This window comes from Streptomyces shaanxiensis, assembly GCF_039537145.1.
Classification (GTDB): Bacteria; Actinomycetota; Actinomycetes; order Streptomycetales; family Streptomycetaceae; genus Streptomyces; species Streptomyces shaanxiensis.
In genome coordinates, this window is the sequence record NZ_BAAAZY010000012.1 from 988,731 (window position 1) to 1,006,476 (window position 17,746).

General features: G+C 70.0%; 16 protein-coding genes and 3 pseudogenes. 11 read left to right on the forward strand and 8 right to left on the reverse strand.

Features of this window, described 5'->3' with window-relative positions; genetic code table 11:
* Positions 1-37 precede the first annotated feature (37 nt).
* Positions 38-544, reverse strand: a complete 507-nt coding sequence (locus ABD932_RS27505; protein ID WP_345016309.1) for a protein-tyrosine phosphatase family protein — start codon at positions 542-544, stop codon at positions 38-40.
* 114 nt (positions 545-658) lie between these two features.
* On the opposite strand from ABD932_RS27505, the gene ABD932_RS27510 reads away from it, so the two are divergent.
* Complete coding sequence (locus ABD932_RS27510; RefSeq protein ID WP_345016311.1) at positions 659-1,468, forward strand: nuclease-related domain-containing protein; 810 nt, start codon at positions 659-661, stop codon at positions 1,466-1,468.
* A gap of 195 nt (positions 1,469-1,663) precedes the next feature.
* Here ABD932_RS27510 and ligD read toward each other — a convergent pair whose 3' ends face one another.
* Positions 1,664-2,545, reverse strand: coding sequence for a non-homologous end-joining DNA ligase (gene ligD, locus ABD932_RS27515; protein ID WP_345016313.1), 882 nt, complete (start codon positions 2,543-2,545; stop codon positions 1,664-1,666).
* Positions 2,546-2,631: 86 nt separating this feature from the next.
* Between ligD and ku the strand changes: the two genes are divergently transcribed.
* A complete protein-coding gene (gene ku / locus ABD932_RS27520; RefSeq protein WP_486389370.1) occupies positions 2,632-3,690 on the forward strand; it encodes a non-homologous end joining protein Ku in 1,059 nt (352 codons plus the stop codon).
* 26 nt (positions 3,691-3,716) lie between these two features.
* On the opposite strand, the pseudogene ABD932_RS27525 reads toward ku, so the two are convergent.
* A pseudogene (locus ABD932_RS27525) lies at positions 3,717-4,982 on the reverse strand (beta-ketoacyl-[acyl-carrier-protein] synthase family protein); the annotation flags it as partial.
* 109 nt (positions 4,983-5,091) lie between these two features.
* A complete protein-coding gene (locus ABD932_RS27530) occupies positions 5,092-5,844 on the reverse strand; it encodes a thioesterase II family protein (RefSeq protein WP_345016317.1) in 753 nt (250 codons plus the stop codon).
* A gap of 130 nt (positions 5,845-5,974) precedes the next feature.
* Here ABD932_RS27530 and ABD932_RS27535 point away from each other — a divergent pair, with 130 nt between their 5' ends.
* Positions 5,975-6,793 (forward strand): SAM-dependent methyltransferase, encoded by an 819-nt coding sequence (locus ABD932_RS27535; protein WP_345016319.1) that lies wholly within the window; start codon positions 5,975-5,977, stop codon positions 6,791-6,793.
* A 6-nt stretch (positions 6,794-6,799) separates the two neighbouring features.
* Here the strand turns inward: ABD932_RS27535 and ABD932_RS27540 are convergent, their stop codons facing one another.
* Together ABD932_RS27540 and ABD932_RS27545 are read right to left on the reverse strand one after the other, a co-directional pair.
* Positions 6,800-7,720 (reverse strand): helix-turn-helix domain-containing protein, encoded by a 921-nt coding sequence (locus ABD932_RS27540; RefSeq protein WP_345016321.1) that lies wholly within the window; start codon positions 7,718-7,720, stop codon positions 6,800-6,802.
* Between the two features lie 142 nt (positions 7,721-7,862).
* Entirely contained in the window at positions 7,863-8,093 is a 231-nt protein-coding gene (locus ABD932_RS27545; protein WP_345016322.1) for a DUF397 domain-containing protein, read from the reverse strand.
* Between the two features lie 259 nt (positions 8,094-8,352).
* Between ABD932_RS27545 and ABD932_RS27550 the strand changes: the two genes are divergently transcribed.
* The 6 genes and pseudogenes from ABD932_RS27550 (at position 8,353) to ABD932_RS27580 (ending at position 13,456) form a co-directional block, all read left to right on the forward strand.
* Positions 8,353-8,880, forward strand: a complete 528-nt coding sequence (locus ABD932_RS27550) for an ATP-binding protein (RefSeq protein WP_345016323.1) — start codon at positions 8,353-8,355, stop codon at positions 8,878-8,880.
* A gap of 190 nt (positions 8,881-9,070) precedes the next feature.
* Positions 9,071-9,445, forward strand: a complete 375-nt coding sequence (locus ABD932_RS27555; protein ID WP_345016325.1) for a hypothetical protein — start codon at positions 9,071-9,073, stop codon at positions 9,443-9,445.
* Between the two features lie 28 nt (positions 9,446-9,473).
* The gene (locus ABD932_RS27560; RefSeq protein WP_345016327.1) at positions 9,474-9,671 is read left to right on the forward strand and encodes a hypothetical protein; all 198 of its coding nucleotides are present in this window, start codon (positions 9,474-9,476) and stop codon (positions 9,669-9,671) included.
* Positions 9,672-9,874: 203 nt separating this feature from the next.
* Positions 9,875-10,376: pseudogene (locus ABD932_RS27565) on the forward strand (VOC family protein); the annotation flags it as partial.
* 252 nt (positions 10,377-10,628) lie between these two features.
* A complete protein-coding gene (locus tag ABD932_RS27570) occupies positions 10,629-11,267 on the forward strand; it encodes a TetR family transcriptional regulator (protein ID WP_345016329.1) in 639 nt (212 codons plus the stop codon).
* Positions 11,268-11,848: 581 nt separating this feature from the next.
* Positions 11,849-13,456 carry an MFS transporter gene (locus ABD932_RS27580; RefSeq protein WP_345016331.1) on the forward strand — a complete coding sequence of 536 codons (1,608 nt, stop codon included), beginning with the start codon at positions 11,849-11,851 and terminating at the stop codon, positions 13,454-13,456.
* 189 nt (positions 13,457-13,645) lie between these two features.
* On the opposite strand, the gene ABD932_RS27585 is transcribed toward ABD932_RS27580, so the two are convergent.
* On the reverse strand, positions 13,646-13,921 hold the full coding sequence (locus ABD932_RS27585; protein ID WP_425587519.1) for a hypothetical protein: 276 nt from the start codon (positions 13,919-13,921) through the stop codon (positions 13,646-13,648).
* A gap of 112 nt (positions 13,922-14,033) precedes the next feature.
* Between ABD932_RS27585 and ABD932_RS27590 the strand changes: the two genes are divergently transcribed.
* A complete protein-coding gene (locus tag ABD932_RS27590; RefSeq protein WP_345016333.1) occupies positions 14,034-14,825 on the forward strand; it encodes a hypothetical protein in 792 nt (263 codons plus the stop codon).
* Between the two features lie 324 nt (positions 14,826-15,149).
* Positions 15,150-15,795, forward strand: a pseudogene (locus ABD932_RS27595) (SWIM zinc finger family protein); the annotation flags it as partial.
* A gap of 126 nt (positions 15,796-15,921) precedes the next feature.
* Here ABD932_RS27595 and ABD932_RS27600 read toward each other — a convergent pair.
* The gene (locus ABD932_RS27600; RefSeq protein ID WP_345016335.1) at positions 15,922-17,634 is read right to left on the reverse strand and encodes a DUF6119 family protein; all 1,713 of its coding nucleotides are present in this window, start codon (positions 17,632-17,634) and stop codon (positions 15,922-15,924) included.
* Positions 17,635-17,746 lie beyond the last annotated feature (112 nt).

Here is a 17,746-nt window from a genome sequence, read left to right on the forward strand (position 1 = left end):
CCTTTTTGCGCACCCGGTGGGCGGACGGGCGAAACGGCTACTCGGCGAGTTCCTCCAGGAGGCGGGCGGTCGACAGACCGGCCCGGAGGTACTCGACGAACAGCTCGTTGTGCAGCGCCCACGGAGAGCGGCGGGAGCGTATCAGCCGGATCGCCCGCTCGACGGAGTGGTTCCGGCGGATCAGGGCGTGGGCCACGACCAGACCGGAGCGGTTGTAGCCGTGATAACAGCGGACGAGGACCCTGCGGCCCTCGTCCAGCGCCTCGCACGCCGCCTCGGCCAGCCGTATCACCCCCGCGAGCTGGGTGCCGTCCAGCGGCCCGTCGGGAATCGGCCACACATGGTGCTCGACGCCGGGATCGGGTCCGTGCCCGGGCAGCCGTAGGAGAGTCTGTACGAGATCGAACTCGTCCTGGACGACGGCGAACTCCAGTTGTCCCGAACGCCCCCGGAACTCGTGCCCGCCCATCCACAGGCCGGGCACGATCTCGCTCCACGGACTGTCCGGAGCCGGAACGTCGGGTTGCTTCCTGCGGGTACGCAACGGCGCCTCCCCAACCACCCCTCCCGGGGGGTCTGCCCAACTCCTCTCAAAGGTAACCGGGTTCTTGCCCGCGCAGCACCCCGCCTGTTCCCATGGTCAGTGGGGTGATGGTGCATGAGCGGACTGCGCGTCATACCGACCTGGCGACACGGCCAGGAACGGCTCTACGTCTGCCTCCGGGACGGGCGGAACATCGCCTGGTACGACCGTGAGGCGGCCCGGATCAACCTGCTCAGCGAGGACCGCAGAGAGGATGTGCTGGAGGTGCTCGGCCCGTTCGTCACCGGCCCGGTGACGGTGGGCCCGCCGCCGGTCCCCACCCCGGCCGAGCTGGCCCGGCTGACCCTCCACCCGGACGACGACCTGGCGCCGAACCGTCCCGGCGAGGCGCTCCTGGTGGACCTCGACCGGGATCCCGGCCCCACGCACCGGCTGCGGCGTCCCGACCCGCGCCGGCGCGCGCTGACGGCGGAGCAGGCGGTCGGCGAGGCCCTGGACCGGCTCGACGGCGCCGGCTGGCACGCGCTGCACTCCATCGCGCTGCCCGGCGGTGACCGCATCCACCACCTGGTGATCGGGCCCGGCGGACTCTTCGCGCTGCACGCCCTGTACGCCCGTAAGCAGAAGGTGACGATTTCCGACCCGATGGTCTCCCTCGGTCGCCGCGAACCGTATCCCCTGCTGCGCCGCGTCCGTGCCGATGCCGACCGTGCCTCTTACGCCCTGACCGCCGAGGTCCACCCGGTCCTCGTCCTGGTCGGCCCCTCGGGTGTGGCGATCCCCGGGCCGCTGCGTGAGGTTCGGGTTCTCCGGGAGAGGGAGGTGGAGGGGCTGGGCCGGCTGGGCGGGGTGCTGAAACCGGCGGATGTGGAGGCGCTGCATGCGATGGCTCGGGACCGGCGGGTGTGGGCTGCCGCCGGCTGAACGCTGCTGGTCGGCCGGGGTGACCGTCCCTGGGGGCCTGCGGCCCCCAGACCCCCGCTTCGGCCCTGAAGGGGCCTCGTCCTCAAACGCCGGACGGGCTGAATTACCTGGGCCGGCGCCGAAGCTTGTTCTCGGACGTCGGGCGGGCTGAATGACGCCGACCGGCGTTGGGAGGTGACCGACCGCGTCGCGGAGTCAGGGCAGCCGCCCCGCCCGCCCCCCGTCCAGCAGCGGGGCCAGCAGGTCGCCGTAGTCCTGTAGCCGTGGGGCCAGGTCCGGGGCCAGGAAGGTCAGGGCCGCGGGGGAGCGGCAGTCCTGTACCTCCTGCCAGGTCACCGGTGCGGACACCGTCGGCTCGGGGCGGGCCCGCAGGGTGTACGGCGTGGCTGTCGTCTTGCGGGCGGCGTTCTGGCTCCAGTCGACGAAGACCTTTCCGGGGCGCAGGCTCTTCGTCATCCGGTGGATCACGAGCCGGGGCAGGGCCTTCTCGGCCTCCACGGCGAGTTCCTTGGCGTAGTCGGTGGCCTGCTGGGAGGAGGCCGACCGGATGGCCGCGGTGAGATGCAGGCCCTTCGAGCCGGAGGTCTTGGCGTACGCCTCGATGCCGTCGGCGGCCAGCCGCTCGCGCAGCCAGAGGGCGGCCTCGCAGCACTCGACCACGGTCGCGGGTGAGCCGGGGTCGAGGTCGAAGACCAGGCGGTCGGCCTCGCCGGGCGCGTCGATCACCCACTGGGGCGTATGGAACTCGGTGACGAGGTTGGCGGCCCACATCAGGCTCGCGAGGTCCTGCACGAACACCATGCGCGCCGGACCCTCGACACGGGGCACCTCCTCGGTGGTGACCCACTCAGGGGTGCCCGGCGGGACGTTCTTGGTGAAGAACACCTGGCCGTCCGGGCCGTCGGGATAGCGGAGGAAGGACACCGGCCGGTCCCGCAGATGCGGCAGCAGGACGTCGGCGGTGGTGGCGTAGTAGTGCAGCACCTCGCCCTTGGTGAAGCCGGTCGCCGGATACAGCACCTTCTCCAGGTTGCTGAGCGCGAGCCGTCGCCCCTCCACCTCCGTGATCGGCGTCATACGATGAGAATTCCAGAAATAGTAGTGAATGTCCGTGCGAACTACGCGAAGGTGAACTGCGCGGAACGACGGAAAGGGTGCTGCACGTGCGATCGATATGGAACGGCGCCATCTCGTTCGGCCTGGTCAGCATCCCGATCAAGGTGGTGAACGCGACCGAGAGCCACTCGATCTCCTTCCGCCAGATCCACCTGGAGGACGGCGGCCGCATCCGCTACCGCAAGGTCTGCGAGCTGGACGACCGCGAGGTCGGCCAGGCGGAGATCGGCAAGGGGTACGAGGACGCGGACGGCACAATCATCCCGATCACGGACGAGGACCTCGCCCACCTCCCGCTCCCGACCGCGAAGACGATCGAGATCGTGGCCTTCGTGCCGGCCGACCGGATCGACCCGCTGCACATGGACAGCGCGTACTACCTCGCGGTGGGCGGGGCGCCGGCGGCGAAGCCGTACACGTTGCTGCGGGAGGCGCTGAAGCGCAGCCAGAAGGTGGCGATCGCGAAGTTCGCGCTGCGGGGTCGGGAGCGGCTCGGCATGCTGCGGGTGGTCGGCGACGCCATCGCCATGCACGGGCTGCTGTGGCCGGACGAGGTGCGGGAGCCCGAGGGGGTCGCGCCGGACACGAAGGTCACGGTGAACGACAAGGAACTGGACCTCGCGGACGCCCTGATGGACACCCTCGGCGAGATCGACCTCACCGAACTGCACGACGAGTACCGCGAGGCAGTGGAGGAGGTCGTCGCCGCGAAGGCCGCCGGCGAGGCCCCGCCCGAGGCCCCCGAACCGGCGTCGGGCGGCAAGGTCCTCGACCTGATGGCGGCCCTGGAGAACAGCGTGCGGGCGGCCAAGGAGTCGCGCGGCGAGGAGCCGGCCAAGGCGGAGGCCCAGGTCAAACGCCTGCCCCAGCGCAAGTCGGCCAGGGCCGCGCCGAAGCAGGCAGCGGGCAAGAAGTCGACGGCGACGAAGAAGGCGGCGGCGAAGAAGACGGCGGCCTCGGCCAAGAAGTCGACCTCGAAGACGGCCCAGGGAGCGAAGAAGACGACAGCGAAGAGCACGGCCAAGAGCACGGCCAAGAGCACGGCCAAGAGCACCGCGAAGAAGACCCCGGCCAAGAAGGCGACGTCCCGCAAGCGCACGGCGTGACCGCGCACCTGGTCGAACCCGTCGTCCTAGCGCTGTTGCCCTCGCACCCGCCGCAACGCCAGCACCGCGTTGTGCCCCCCGAACTCGAACGAGTTGCTGAGCACCAGGTCCCCGTCCGCGGGCAGCGCCCGAGGCGCCCCCCTCACCACATCCAGGCCGATCGCGTCGTCGACCTCCCCGCACCCCACGGTCGGTGGCACCACCCCGTGATGCAGGCTCAGCGCGGCGGCGACCGCCTCGACCCCGCCCGCCGCGCCCTGCAGATGCCCCAGGTGGCCCTTGAGCGCGGTGACCGGGACGGACCGTCGGCCGAGCACCGCCCGCAGCGCGCCCGCCTCCGCGAGGTCGCCCTCGATCGTGGCCGTGGCGTGCGCGTTCACGTGCACGACGTCGTCGACCTGGCTCCCGGCGTCCCGCAGGGCCCGTCGCAGGGCGAGGGCGACGCCGTTGCCGGACGGATCGGAGGCGGCCATGTGATGGGCGTCGGCGGACAGGCCCCACCCCGCGGCCTCGCAGTAGATCCGCGCCCCACGGGCCCGGGCATGCTCCTCGGCCTCCAGTACGAGGATCCCGGCACCCTCGCCGTTGACGAACCCGCCCCGGTCCTTGGCGAACGGCCGGGAGGGCGAACCGTCGGCGAGGTCCCCGTCGGCCAGCGCCCGCATCGCCGCGAAGGACGCCATGATCGCCGGTGTGACGACCGCTTCGGCGCCGCCCGCCAGTGCGACGTCGACGCGCCCGTACCGTATGCGGTCGATCGCCTGCCCTATCGCCTCGGTCCCCGACGCGCACGCGCTCGTCACGGTCCGGGCCTCTCCGGTGATGTGCAGATCGAGCGAGACCTGGGAGGCGGCCTGGGAGGGCGCGGTCATGGGGGTGGTGAGCGGCGAGACCGCGCGCGGCCCCTTCTCCCGTAACCTCCGGTCCCCGCCCACCAGCACGGACGCGTCCCCGAGGATGGCCCCCAGGCTCACCCCCACCCGCGCCGGATCGACCCCGCTCTCCCGCGTACCGCCCTCGGCGAACCCGGCATCGGCCCACGCCTCCCGAGCCGCCAGCACCCCCAGCTGCGCCGCCCGGTTCATCCGCCGCGCCACCGGCCGGGGCAGCAGCTGGGCGGGATCCACGGGTACGACCCCCGCGACCCGCACCGGCAGCCCGGCGAACTCCTCGCCCGTCAACTCCCGTATTCCGTGCCGCCCGTCGAGCAGCCCCTGCCACAACTCCCGGAACCCGGCCCCGAGTGGTGTGATCGCCCCCAGACCGGTGACGACGACCTTGCGGGGCGCGGACGCGGCGGACTCGCTCATCTCTGCATGTCCCCTCTGATGTCGTTGAAAGGGAAACATGCCCAGTCTTCACGTCACTTGCACGTCCGTTCGACGTGCCCGGCCTCACGTGTCACACCAGCCGTGACGTCAGGAAGGCGAGCAACTCCTCCTTGCGCGGGTTGAGATAGAAGTGGTTCCCCGGGAACGCCCGGACGTCCAGGCCCTCCGTCGTGACGTCCGACCAGGACGAGAGCGTCTCGACCGGGCACATGGGGTCGCGGTCGCCCCCGCAGGCCGTGACGGGAATTCCCAGCCGGTGCAGGTGGGCCGGGCGGTACGCCGCGAGGATCCTGAAGTCCGCGCGCAGGGCCGGCATGATCACGGGCCGCAGCTCGGGGTGGTCGTAGAGGGCCGCGCCCTCGGGGTCCAGCCGGCGGACGTAGTCCAGGATCTCGGAGTCGGTCGGGGCCGGGCGGGGTGCCAGCTCCTGCGGGAGGCGGGGCCTGGGCCGGCCCGACACGATCAGGCGGGTGAGGGTGCGGCCGGGCACGTCCTGCAGCCGGCGGGCCACCTCGTAGGCCACCGACGAACCCATGCTGTGGCCGAAGAGCGCCAACGGCAGGCCGTCGGACGGCTCGTGGAGCAGGGCCGTCGTGATCGCGTCCGCCAGCTCCTCCATCGTGGTCGGACACGGATCGCCCAGGCGGTCCTGGCGGCCCGGGTACTGCACGGAGACGACCTCGATCTCCGGTGGCGTCAGCGTCGCCCAGTCGCGGAAGGAGACCGCCGCTCCGCCCGCGTGCGGGAAGCACACCAGCCGGACCTTCGCGCCGGGCTCACTCACACCCCTGAACCACCGGGTTCGTATGTCCTGGGTCGTCATGTCCCCCATTGTGGTCGGTCCGTGGAACGGTCCGCTGATTGACCGATGGACTGGCCCCACCAACTGCCGTTTCCCTAGGATGTGTTGTCGGTGAGGTGATCTCCTCGGCCGGCCTGCCCCTGGGGGAACGATGGAGCCTGGAAAGCAGCTGTCCACGTCGATCGATGCCACGGTTCCGACCGCCGCGCGCATGTACGACTACTACCTCGGCGGCAAGGACAACTACGCCTCCGACCGAGCCGCCTGCGAGCAGTTGGACAAGGTCGTCCCCAGCACCCGAGCCCTCGCCCTGAACAACCGGCGCTTCCTCCAGCGGGTGGTCAGGACCCTGGCCGAGGACTACGGCATCCGGCAGTTCCTGGACCACGGCTCCGGCCTGCCCACCCAGAACAACGTCCACCAGGTCGCGCAGTCCGTCGACCCGTCCTCGCGCGTGGTGTACGTCGACAACGACCCGATGGTCCTGGTCCACGGCCGCGCCCTGCTCGACCAGAACGACAACACCGCCGTCATCCACGCCGACATGCGCGAGACCGACGCCATCTTCGCCCACGCGGACACCGAGCGCCTGATCGACTTCTCGCAGCCGGTGGCCGTGCTGTTCAACTCGGTGTTCCACTGCATCCCCGACAGCGACACCGACGGCCCGCTCGCGGTGGTCCGCCGGGTCCGCGAACGGCTCGCGCCCGGCAGCTACATGGTGATGTGCCAGCTGGTCAGCGAGGACCCCGAGGTCCGCAAGTTCGTCACCGACTTCATGGACCAGGCCACGCAGGGACACTGGGGCCGGGTGCGCCAGGAGAAGGACGTCGCGGAGTTCTTCGAGGGTCTGGAGATCCTCGAACCCGGCCTGGTGGAGGTCTCCACCTGGCGCCCGGACACCGAGGTGGCGCCGCGCCAGCTCACCCAGGAGTGGATCGAGTTCGGCGGCGTGGGCCGGCTCCCGTAGGAAGGTTCAGGTCGCCGGGGAGTAACGGGCCTTCGTCTCGCGCAGCCGTTCCAGCGACTCGCGCGGGTTGAGGGCCTCGTCGCCCAGCCGGTCCAGGGCGATCCGGTACTCCTCCGTCTCGTCCTGGTCCTCCAGGAACGCGGCGCTCTTGATGTGCTCCAGATAGACGATGTCGGGCAGATCGACGCCGCCGAAGCGCAGATACGTGACGGGAATGGCGGGCGCGGAGGCGTTGGTCACGTCCAGCGGAACGATCTGCACGGTCACATGGGGGAGCCGGGCCATCTCCTCCAGGTACTCGAGCTGCTCGCGCATCACCTCGCGGCTGCCCAGCACCCGCAGCAGCACCGACTCGTCGACGATCGCCCACAGCCTGGGAGCCTCGGCGCGCTGCAGCAGCTCCCGTCGGCGCATCCGCAGCTCCACGCGCCGCTGCACCTCACGGGCCGGCGCCGAGGGCAGCCCGCGCTCCACCACGGCCCGGGTGTAGGCCTCGGTCTGCAGCAGGCCGGGAACGTACTGGAGTTCAAAGGTACGGATGGCCGTCGCGGCCTCCTGCAGCCCGACCAGCCGGTCGAACCACTCCGGCATCAGCCGTTTGTCATAGCGCTGCCACCAGCCCGGCTCACCGGCGCGTCGCAGCAACTGCAGCAGTACCGAAGCCTCGTAGTCCTCGGACCCGTACAGCTTCAGGAGTGCGCGGACGTCGCCCTCCGTGGGCGGGCGGCGGCCCTTGCCCGCCTCGATGCGCGACAGCTTCGCCGGGCTGAACCCGGCGGCACGCGCCGCCTGGTCCTGGGAGAGACCGGTGTCCTCGCGAATACCCGCCAGCTGGACGCCGACCAGCATCTTCAGCAGGGTCGGCGCGGGCTCGGTGCGGGCCAGATACGGTTCGAGGCGGGAGATGCGAGGTGACTCGACGGACATCCTGACTCCCCGTAGACCGGCATACGACAGACCGCATTATCGCATCCCGCCGCCTCGTGTCGCCGGAACCGCAGGAAATGGGGGAGTCAACTTCCGCTTCCCTACGGGCTTTTGACCCCGTGCCGGGGTCCGGGAGGACCGGTCAGACCAGGTGGTCGAACTCTCCCTCCTTCGCGCCCGCCAGAAAGGCGGAGATCTCGGCGGGCGTGTAGACGAGGGCGGGCCCGTCGGGATGGCGGGAGTTGCGCATCGCGATGCTGCCGTCGCTCAGGGAGGCCACCTCGACGCAGTTGCCCTCGGCATTGCTGTGCCGGCTCTTGATCCAGCGGACGCCCAACGAGCTTGCCCGTACGCCGTTCGGTGCTGTTGGCACTGCACTCTCCTTGCTCACGTTCCGCCACGCGTACGCCCCCGCGGCCTCGGCGGGCCAGGACCGCACCACGTGCTCTGCGTCGGCACCGCTCGCGCAATTTCCCGTGAAATTGCACGGAGGCGCCGTCGGCGTGGATAATAGTCCTTGGCGTCAACTGCTGCTCAGCCGCCTCGTCCTGACCGTGTATCAGGGAGACGTTGTGTCCTTACCTGCGTACGAAGGGCTTCGACTGCCCGGTAGCGCCGCGTCACGCGAGGGGTTGACCGTCTCGCCGGAAGCGCGCTCCGACGCTCCGGACCGGCACCGTCCCAGCAGGCCCGAAACCCCGCACACACCGCCCCGCGCGGTCGCCCTGCGCCTCACCGGCGCCGAACAGGACTGCGGCAGGGCCCGCGACTTCGTCCGTCGCACCCTCGGCGAATGGGCGCTCGACCACTGCAGCGCCGACGCCCTCATGGTGGTCACCGAACTCGCCGCCAACGCCGTACTGCACGGCGTATCGCACTCAGCGGTTCGCACCTCGGCCCGTTCCTCGGTCCACTCCCCGGCCTGCGGCGAGGCGGAGATCTGGCTGCGGCTCAGCCTCCGCCGCCCCGCCCATCTGGTCTGCGCCGTCACCGACCCCTGCGACAGCCCGCCCGTGTACCCGCACGCGAGCGACCCCCTCGACGAGCACGGCCGGGGGCTGCGCATCATCGACGCCCTGTCCGAACACTGGGGCTGGACCCGGCGGCAGCCCATGGGCAAGACGGTCTGGGCGATGCTCCCGACCGGTCGGCAGGTCTGATCCGCCGGACCCCGCGTCCGCACATGTGCCCACGCGCGCGAACATTTCGGCAAGTGACCCAATAGGCCGCCATATTTGGGATGTCCCCGGCGGCGGTGTAACACGGTCGCGTTCGTACGGCGCAGAACCAGCCAGAAGCGGGTCGCAGTCAATGGCCGAATTCGGCTCCTTGGGGTGACCCATCGGCCCAGTGACGCGTCAGATCGGATTTCTCGTGAACACCGACCCGGTTTCCGGATACCAGACGTACGACCAGCCCTCAGGCCATGACCGCGACCGGCGCAACCAGGCCGCCGCACGCAGGGCGGCCCTGACCATCTGCACGATCGCCGACGTCGCGGCCGGTGTGCTCGCCCTGTGGATCATGCTGTTCCTGCTCGACGCCAATCAGGGCAACGCCTTCGTGGAACTCGTCCGTGGCACGGCCGACTGGCTTGCGGGATGGGCACGGGACATTTTCACGATGGACACAGAGGGATTGCGAATTCTCCTCAATTACGGGCTCCCGGCCGTGTTGTATTTGTTGGTCGGGCATGGAATCGCTGCCCGACTGAACAGGGCCTGACGGACATACCAGTGGAAGGATCGGCATTGTGACGCGTAGTCCCGCCGAAAACGATCACCTGCCGATCTATGAGGATCTGGTGCGCGAACGCGGCGACGTCGTGGCGGAGGCCCAGATAGCCGCCGCGCACACCGAGAACCAGGCGACGGCACTGCTGGGCGACGCGGAGCCGAACCACCACTGGGACGCACCGACGGGGCGCCAGGTTCCCTCCGCCTTCGGGTAGGCGGCCGGCCCCGGACGGGCGGCCGCCCACCGTGTTCGATGGTGCCGGAGTTCCGCCCAGGCGGGGGAAGAGCGCCTCGGCGTTGGTGCGGTTGACCGCCCGGAGCGCGCCGGGGTCGACGCCGCTGTCGAGCCCGTGGGCGAAGTACTGGCCGGCGATGGTGGGGGCGAAGGGCCAGTCGCTGCCGAACAGGACGTGCCTGGGACGACCACAATCGCCGCTTCCTCGTCCGGCGCGGCCCGCCGAGGACGTCGTCGCCACCGGCTGGCACATCGACGACCACGCCTCCTTCGAGCGGATCGAGGCCCGCATCCGCGCCCACGGCGTCCCCGTGGTGCGGGGCTCCGACGAGGAGGCGGCCCTGCGCGGCGTGGAACGCCTTCTGCGCTTCCCCGGCCCCAGCGCGTCCACGAACTCGGCTTCGAGACGGCCCTGTCCGTCGGCCGGCACACCAACGACAAGGAGCTCTCCTACTACGCCCGCACCCCCTCGGGCTTCGAGTGGGAAGTCGGCTGGAACCCCCTCGTCATCGACGAGAACACCTGGGAGCCCGGCACCCACCAGGGCATCAGCATCTGGGGCCACAAGCCGGTAGGCCAGACCATCGTCGACAAATTCGACGAGTTCCGGCTCGGCGCCCGCTCCCTCGCCCGCCCGGAGCGGACCGTCCCGGCCCTGAGCGGTGCCGGCATCCCCGACGACTGAGCCGCACCTGGACGCCGGTCGGGCCGCCGACCAGCTCGCGGTGAGCCCCCTGGGCATGTTCGGCCTGCCCTACGAGGAGGCCCGGGCCCTGGCCGCGAGGCCGCTTCCGGTGTCCTGCGGTACGGGCGGCGCCCGGATCGCGTCGTGCCCCGCGTGCCAGAGATCGTGTCCTGACCCGCATGCCAGAATGAGGGCACCGACCGCTGAGGCCGGTCCCGCCGTACGCCGTCCCGAGCCATCGAGGTTCCTTCCGTGTCCAAGCCCGTCGCCCGCGAGCCGCAGCGACGCAACTCCCGTTCCAACCGTGCCCGCATCCTGGCCACGGCCCGCCGGGAGTTGGGACGGAACCCGGAGATCACCCTGGAGGAGCTGGCCCGGGCCGCCGGTGTCGTACGGCGCACCCTCTTCGGTCACTTCCCGGGCCGGGCGGCGCTGCTGGAGGCGCTGGCCGAGGAGGCCGGCGAGAGCCTCAAGGGCGCGGTCGCGGCGGGCGCGAGACCCTCGGAGCCGGCCAGTCACGCCCTCGCGCACTTCGTGCTGTCGATCTGGCCCGTGGGCGACAGCTTCCGGATGCTCATCGCTCTGGCCCGGCACGACCTGGGCGCGGAACGTGTCTCCGAGATCCTCGAACCGGCCCGCAGCGCGGCCGCCGCCATCCTGGAGCGAGGCCAGCGGGACGGCCTCTTCCACACCCACCTCCCGCCCGCCGTACTCGCCGTCGGCCTCGAGTCGATGACCATCGCCCTGCTCGAAGAGGTCAACTCCGGAGCGCTGGAGGACGACGGAAGCCAGGTGGCCGTCGCCACGCTCATCGCCGCCGGGGTGCCGGAGAAGGAGGCGTGTGCCGTGGTCGAGTCGGTCGTCGCCGAAAGAGGCGTCACGGCTGTGTGAGTGAGCAGCCTCTCATCGGACAGTCCTCCACCCCGAACCACAATTGCGCGCCACCGTGCAATTAACTTGGTCGTGCTCCTGGGCCTCTTGAGGCTGCGCGCTGTCGCGCCCTGCCTCGGCCCAGACTTCCGACCCTCCTGCCCGTCGACGGCGCGACCCTGCGTGAATCCCTGTACTCCGGGCCGCCGTTGACCGCCCGGCGGGCCCTGGAGGTGACGGCCGGCGTCCTGGGGGCCCTCGCTTCGGGATCGCCCGGGACGCGCGGGACGACGGCATGACGCAGACGTCCATGCTGAACGGCACCGCCCAGTACCTCTCCTCGGAGCAGGTTCTGGGGCGCGAGGGCGACGCCCGGTCCGCCCTGTACTCAGGAGTGTGAGAGCAGGGGTGTGAGAGCAGCCCGAGGTAATGGGCCCAGGCACAGGCCCGGCGACATGGAGCCCCCGACCGCGGATGGTCGGGGGCTCCGTCGTGCCGCGCGCCCTTCTCCCTGGCATCCCCTGACCTCACTATTTGCACATCACTGAGCAACAACCTACTCTGCTCATGGATGTGCAAATAACCGCCCCAGGGAGCCTCCGATGCCCTTCCTAGCCACCACCCCCGTCGAGAAGATGACCGGGCCGTACGCACGGCGCTGGTGGGCGCTGCTGGTGCTGTGCCTGAGCCTGCTGATCGTGGTCATGGCGAACACGTCGCTGATCGTGGCCGCGCCGGACATGACCAAGGACCTGGGCCTGAGCAGCAGTGACCTGCAGTGGGTCATCGACGGCTACACCGTCCCGTACGCCGCGCTGATGCTGGTGCTGGGCTCGATCGGCGACAAGTACAGCCGCCGCGGCGCCCTGATCACGGGCCTCGTGATCTTCGCGGCCGGCGCGGTGACGGGCAGCCTGGTCGACGAGACCGCACTGGTCATAGCGGCCCGCGCGGTCATGGGCGTCGGCGCCGCGGTGGTCATGCCGGCCACGCTCTCCCTGCTGGTCGCGATCTTCCCGAAGGCCGAGCGCGCCAAGGCCATCACGGCCTGGACCGCCACCTCCGGCCTCGCCATCGCGGTCGGCCCGCTGGTCGCCGGCTGGCTCCTCGAGGACCACGCCTGGGGCTCGACCTTCCTGATCAACGTCCCGATCGCAGTCGTCGCCGTGATCGGCGCGCTGGCCCTGGTGCCGCCGTCGAAGGCCGAGGGAATGGGCCGGATCGACTACGTCGGCGGCCTCCTCTCGATCGTCTCGGTCGGCAGCCTGGTCTACGCGACCATCGAGGGCCCCCACTTCGGCTGGGGCGTCGGCCCGGTCACCGCGGCCGTGGTCGCCGGCGTGGGCCTGCTGGCCTTCGTCGCCTGGGAGCTGCGCCACCCGCACCCCATGCTGGACGTGCGCAAGTTCGCCCAGCGGCCGTTCAGCGGCTCGATGCTCGCGGTGCTGTTCTTCTTCTTCGGCACCTTCGGCGCGCTCTACTACGCCACCCAGTACCTGCAGTTCGTCCTCGGCTACGGCGCGCTGGAGACGGGCGTACGACTGCTGCCGCTGGCCGGAGCCGTGTTCGTCGGAGCCGCGGCCACCGGCAGGCTGACCCCGAAGCTCGGCGTCAAGGCCATGGTCGTCACCGGCATGGTGGTCGGTACGGCGGGCGTCTTCCTGCTCACGCGGATCGAGTCGGGCTCGACGTACACCGACTTCCTGGCACCCCTGATGATGCTGGGCTTCGCGATCGGCCTGAGCGTGTCCCCGGCCACGGACACGATCATGGACTCCTTCCCCGAGTCCGAACTGGGCGTGGGCGGCGGCGCCAACGACACGGCCCTGGAGCTGGGCGGCGCCCTCGGCATCGCGATCCTCGGCTCCCTGCTGGGCACCGCCTACCGCGACAAGCTGACCGACCTCGTCGGAACCAACCTCCCGCACACCGCGCTGGAGACGGCGAAGGACTCGGTCGGCGGCGGCCTGGCAGTCGCCGAGGAGGTCGCGAAGAACCCCGCCGGCGGCGCCCAGCAGGCCCAGGCCCTCATCGACGCGGTGCACGAGTCCTTCGCCCACAGCGTCGCCCAGACCAGCCTGATCGGCGGGATCATCATGGCGGCCGGCACGATGATCGTCCTCGCGGTACTGCCGGGCCGCAGGCGCGCCGCGAAGTCCGTCCGGGACGAGGCGGTGGAGCCGAAGGAGGAGCGCGTGGGCGCGGCCTGAGGACCCCAAGGACGGCCGTGCCTGAGCGGCGCACGGCCTGGGCGGTGCCGGGAGGGGACACCCGGCACCGCCCCTTTGTCCGTCGTTTGGGCCGTACTTGCCTGCGCGGGCCCGGCATATGTGAGGGGGAGGGAGGCCAACCGGGCGTTTGCGCGGGGCCGGGTGGGCTCCGGGCCCGGCGAGGGCCGGTCAGATGGGCTCCGGTACCCGGCGACGAGAGGCGACGACCACTAGGCCGCCGACGACGGCGAGGCTCGACAACACGGACAACACGGACAACACGGTGCCGAAGACGGTCGCACCGCCGGTGAGCCCCATGGCGTCACTGAGGTACCCGGCGGAGACCGGCAGCAGGCCCGCCGGTAGGTAACCCCCCACATTGAGCGCCGTGTTGGCCTCGGCGAGCCGCTGTGGCGGAACGGCGGAGTTGAGCAGCGACAGGCCCTCCACGGGTTCGTCGACCACGCCATGGCCCCGGCCACGATCCGGCTGGTGGTACCGCGCAGGCCGGACAACAGCGACGGACCGAGCGAGAGCACACCCCATCACGGCTTACTCGGTCAGAAACTTCCTGACGGTGAAGCCCAGGGTTGCGACGCCGACGAACGTGGCGCCTCCCGCCCCCAGCGAGGCGTACGCGAGTGAGGACGATCGGGTACTTGCGTGGGGCAGCGCACAAGGCGAAGAGGCGGGGTACATCCCGTTCCCCCCGGCGTTCGTCATATCGCCTGAAGGCGTCGACGCGCCTCCGCCGCTTGCGCGGCTCCTTCAGGGCGGGCGTGGGGGTACGGTGCGCCTCCGGCTTTACATGTGCATCACCATGATGGCCACCCAAGAGCCCTTTGACCTGCGGAGACCGCCAGGTCCGAACGGCTGGACACAGATGCTCGCACTCGACTCGAAGACGGGGCCGCGGCGAGTCGTCGGCAACCTGAAGTGGCCGGCGGACAACAAGTTCATCGACCTGCAGCCGCAGTGGGGGCGGCCGTCTGCGATCAAGCTGCTGAGTGCCGACGGCGATGGAGGGGAGTACGCGCAGCCGAGGGAGGAGGGCCGGTACGTCGGCATGCCGGTCGAGTTCTGGACGCAAGGCTGGCTCCTTCAACTGTCGCCCACGGCGACGGCCCTGCTGTTTGTCCTCAGGGAAGCCCTCGGAGGACGCTCGGAGCCGGAGTACATCCCCACGACGAAGCGGCAACGCTACGGCCTGTCCTCGGACACGTGGACGAAAGGCCGCAAAGAGCTGGAAGCGCAGGGGCTGTTGACCGTCAAGAGAGACCCGCGGGGCACGTTCTATGTCTTCACGCGGCTGAGGAACGCCTACCAGCTCACCTTGGAGCGGCTGGACGACTCGCCCTCCTGGACTTGATGGGGACCATGGCCGCCTCCATCGCAGGTCTGTCGCGATCAGCGCGAAACAACGAGAAAGAGCGGGAGTCAGTGAGACTGACTCCCGCTCTCTCATGTCGGCATTCGCCCTGGTCAGCGGTTGAATCACGCTGACTGATCGGCGAGTGCCCCCGGCAGGATTCGAACCTGCGCACACGGCTCCGGAGGCCGGACCGTTCCCAGAGGCTTCCGCAGGTCAGCGGCCTGGCTGACGAGTCGTCGGCCAGGCGGTCCCGCGCATGTCCCGCGATTCTAGAATGTCCCATTAATCCACTTTTCATGTGAAGCGGAGTGGCAGCGTGCAATGATCGCCCGCGAACTTGACACCGCTGGCCGCCCCGGCGAGGCCCTGGAATGGGCCGAGCGTGGCATCCGGGACACCGAGGACCTCAACGTCGTTGACACCGCCCTCGTCGACCACCTCTGCGACCGCTACGCACAGGTCGGCCGGCTCGGCGACGCCGTCGCCCTGCGCCGTGACCACTTCGCCGCCCGCCGCACCCTGCTCACCTACCGTCAGCTCCGCGCCTCCGCCCAACCGCCGACCGCTGGTCGGCTGAGCGCGAGAACGCTCTCTCCCTCCTGCGTGCTGACGCCGAACGGGAGGGGCACCACAGCGGCCGGAGCCTTATCGACGCTCTGCTCGACGACAAGGACACTGCAGCGGGCTGGCAGGTGGCCACGGAGCTCGGCGCCCACGACGGCCAGTGGCTCACCCTCGCCGACCAGTCCCGCGCCACCCGCCCCGCCGACGCGCTCGCTGTCTACCGGCGTCTGACCGAGCCCCTTACCCGCCAGGCAGACAACGTCTACGAGCAGCTCGTCAGTCTTCCGGTGAGCATGCGTGACTGCCACCGCCACCTGGACACGCCGGACGACTTCACCACGTACATCACCGCCCTGCGTACCCGCCCAGAAGCGCACGGCTGGTGGACGAACAGGGGCTATGAACTACGGCGATCACCGACCTGCGTCACCGTTCCCCTCGGATCCTTCTGTCCGCTGTCGAGGGCGTACGACCGATCCGGCTGGTGGAGGATTGTCGTCCGGCCGTGCCTACTGCGAGCCCAGATGAATCACGTCTGCAACTCGGTCGCTGTCCTGGTGGAACTGACGGAGGGAATGCCGACCACCGCGACCTCCACGCCCTGAGCCCTCAGCGCGCGGGCCGCTTGGAGCAGGGACACCTGGGCGAAGGTGAACAGGTTCCCCGACGTCAGGGTCTTTCCACTCTTGAGTGAGATGGCGAAGACGACCTTTGTAGGGCTGAACCCTTCGGCCACAGGATGCTCCGGGTGCTGCTGGCGTACGCGCTCGATGAATACGGCGCGCGCCTCCGCGTCGAAGCGCAAGGCATCGGCGGAGACCCTGCCCTGGGCGAAGAGATGGCTCAGTGGCGCCGAGGAGGCGGCCCTCTTCACGTGGATCAGGGTCCCGTCCTCGGTGAGCAGGTCCGCAGCTTCGAAACCGTGAGGATGCTGGGCGGTCTTGATCAGTCGACGATCCAGGCACAGGTAACCATGCTCCGCCGCGTGCAGGTTGTAGTCCCCCTCCGACTCGAGTTCGGGCGTCCAGGCCGGCAGCCGTGGGTCGCCGGACGACGTCGCGAGGAGGGCGTCGACTTCGCTGCGCATGCCCTCCAGGTAGCGGTCTCCCACCTCGAACCAGCGCCCTTCGTGGTGGAAGTAGCGGCTGGCGTCGAGGGAGATCTCGGCCGTGAGCCACTTGTGGGCCTTCACCTGTCCGCTTACGGGGTCCGTTCCTTCTTCGTCCCGGTGCATCTGTATGTAGCCGGTGGTCAGGGCTTCGAGGCGCCTGCCGGACGGGATGTCGCCGACCATCTCCAGGATGTCGTCGATCGCCGGAGAGGCTACGAGCCGGCGGACGGGTCCGATCTTGACCAGGTAGGAGAGAGTGGCATCCTCCTGGTCCAAACAGGCCGCGGGGACGGCCAGGGCAAGTGTCCCGGCGTCCGCCGAGGTGCCCAGCAGCTCATCAAGGTGTGCGTCCAGGACGCCGCGCCGCGGGTCTCCGCTCTTGAGCGGCCGGACACGAGCGATGGCCTCGAAGTCCGGCGCCGGGGACTGGCGGGCACGGACCGCCTGGATCTGTGCGAGGTCCTGGAGTAGGTGCTCGGGTTGTGCGCCGAGGTGGATCTTCAGAGCGTCGGTACCGGCCACCTGCGCCGTCCTACGACTCTGCTGTCCGATTGTGAGTTCCGTCGAACCCAGGGTGCCGACGAGACGGCTCACCACCTCTCCGTATTCCTCGATGGCAAAGGCGCGGATGTGCTGGCCGTGAGCTGCCGAGCTCCGGTCCGTGCGACCCCTGGCGTCCATCAGGCTGTGCGTGACCTGGCGGATGGCGTCCGGTTGCGCGGCGCGCAGGACGAAGTCGAAGCCGAAGCCGGGGGAGATCCTGCTCTGATCGAGCAGGAGGTGTCCCATGCCGAAGGTGAGCGCGAAAACCTCATCGGCAGCGGGAAGGAGCAGGGCGCACGCCGATGTGCGGTTCTCCACGGGCGGCTTTCGCCCGGTGAGGGTGCTCACGGCTGAGGCCCAGTCGGGCGGCCGGTGGCGACCGATCACACCGTGACACAGAAGCGCGGGGGTGACGCCGATCGTCACGTCCTCGACGACGAAAGCGTGATCACGCTGGTACCTGGCGTTGAGCGCGGCACGTAGATCGGCAGGGGACGTGCCCGTGTCCCGGAGCAGATAGACCGTGCTGCGCCGCGTCTTGGGCTTGGTGGTGGCGGGATGACGGGTGGCTGTCGTGCCCAGCGTCATGGCGGACCCCGATCGGTGAGGGGGCAGGCGAGTGCAAGCGACATCAGGTAAGCGCAGAGGTGAAAGCGCTGTCAAACAATGATTGTCGATCAGGGCATGGTGTAAGCTGTGA

Excerpts from the sequence above, each read along its gene's own strand:
- ABD932_RS27510 (WP_345016311.1), top strand. The coding sequence starts at position 659 with ATGAGCGGACTGCGCGTCATACCGACCTGGCGACACGGCCAGGAACGG.
- ligD (WP_345016313.1), bottom strand. The coding sequence starts at position 2,545 with ATGACGCCGATCACGGAGGTGGAGGGGCGACGGCTCGCGCTCAGCAAC.
- ABD932_RS27530 (WP_345016317.1), bottom strand. The coding sequence starts at position 5,844 with ATGACGACCCAGGACATACGAACCCGGTGGTTCAGGGGTGTGAGTGAG.
- ABD932_RS27535 (WP_345016319.1), top strand. The coding sequence starts at position 5,975 with ATGGAGCCTGGAAAGCAGCTGTCCACGTCGATCGATGCCACGGTTCCG.
- ABD932_RS27540 (WP_345016321.1), bottom strand. The coding sequence starts at position 7,720 with ATGTCCGTCGAGTCACCTCGCATCTCCCGCCTCGAACCGTATCTGGCC.
- ABD932_RS27580 (WP_345016331.1), top strand. The coding sequence starts at position 11,849 with ATGCCCTTCCTAGCCACCACCCCCGTCGAGAAGATGACCGGGCCGTAC.
- ABD932_RS27600 (WP_345016335.1), bottom strand. The coding sequence starts at position 17,634 with ATGACGCTGGGCACGACAGCCACCCGTCATCCCGCCACCACCAAGCCC.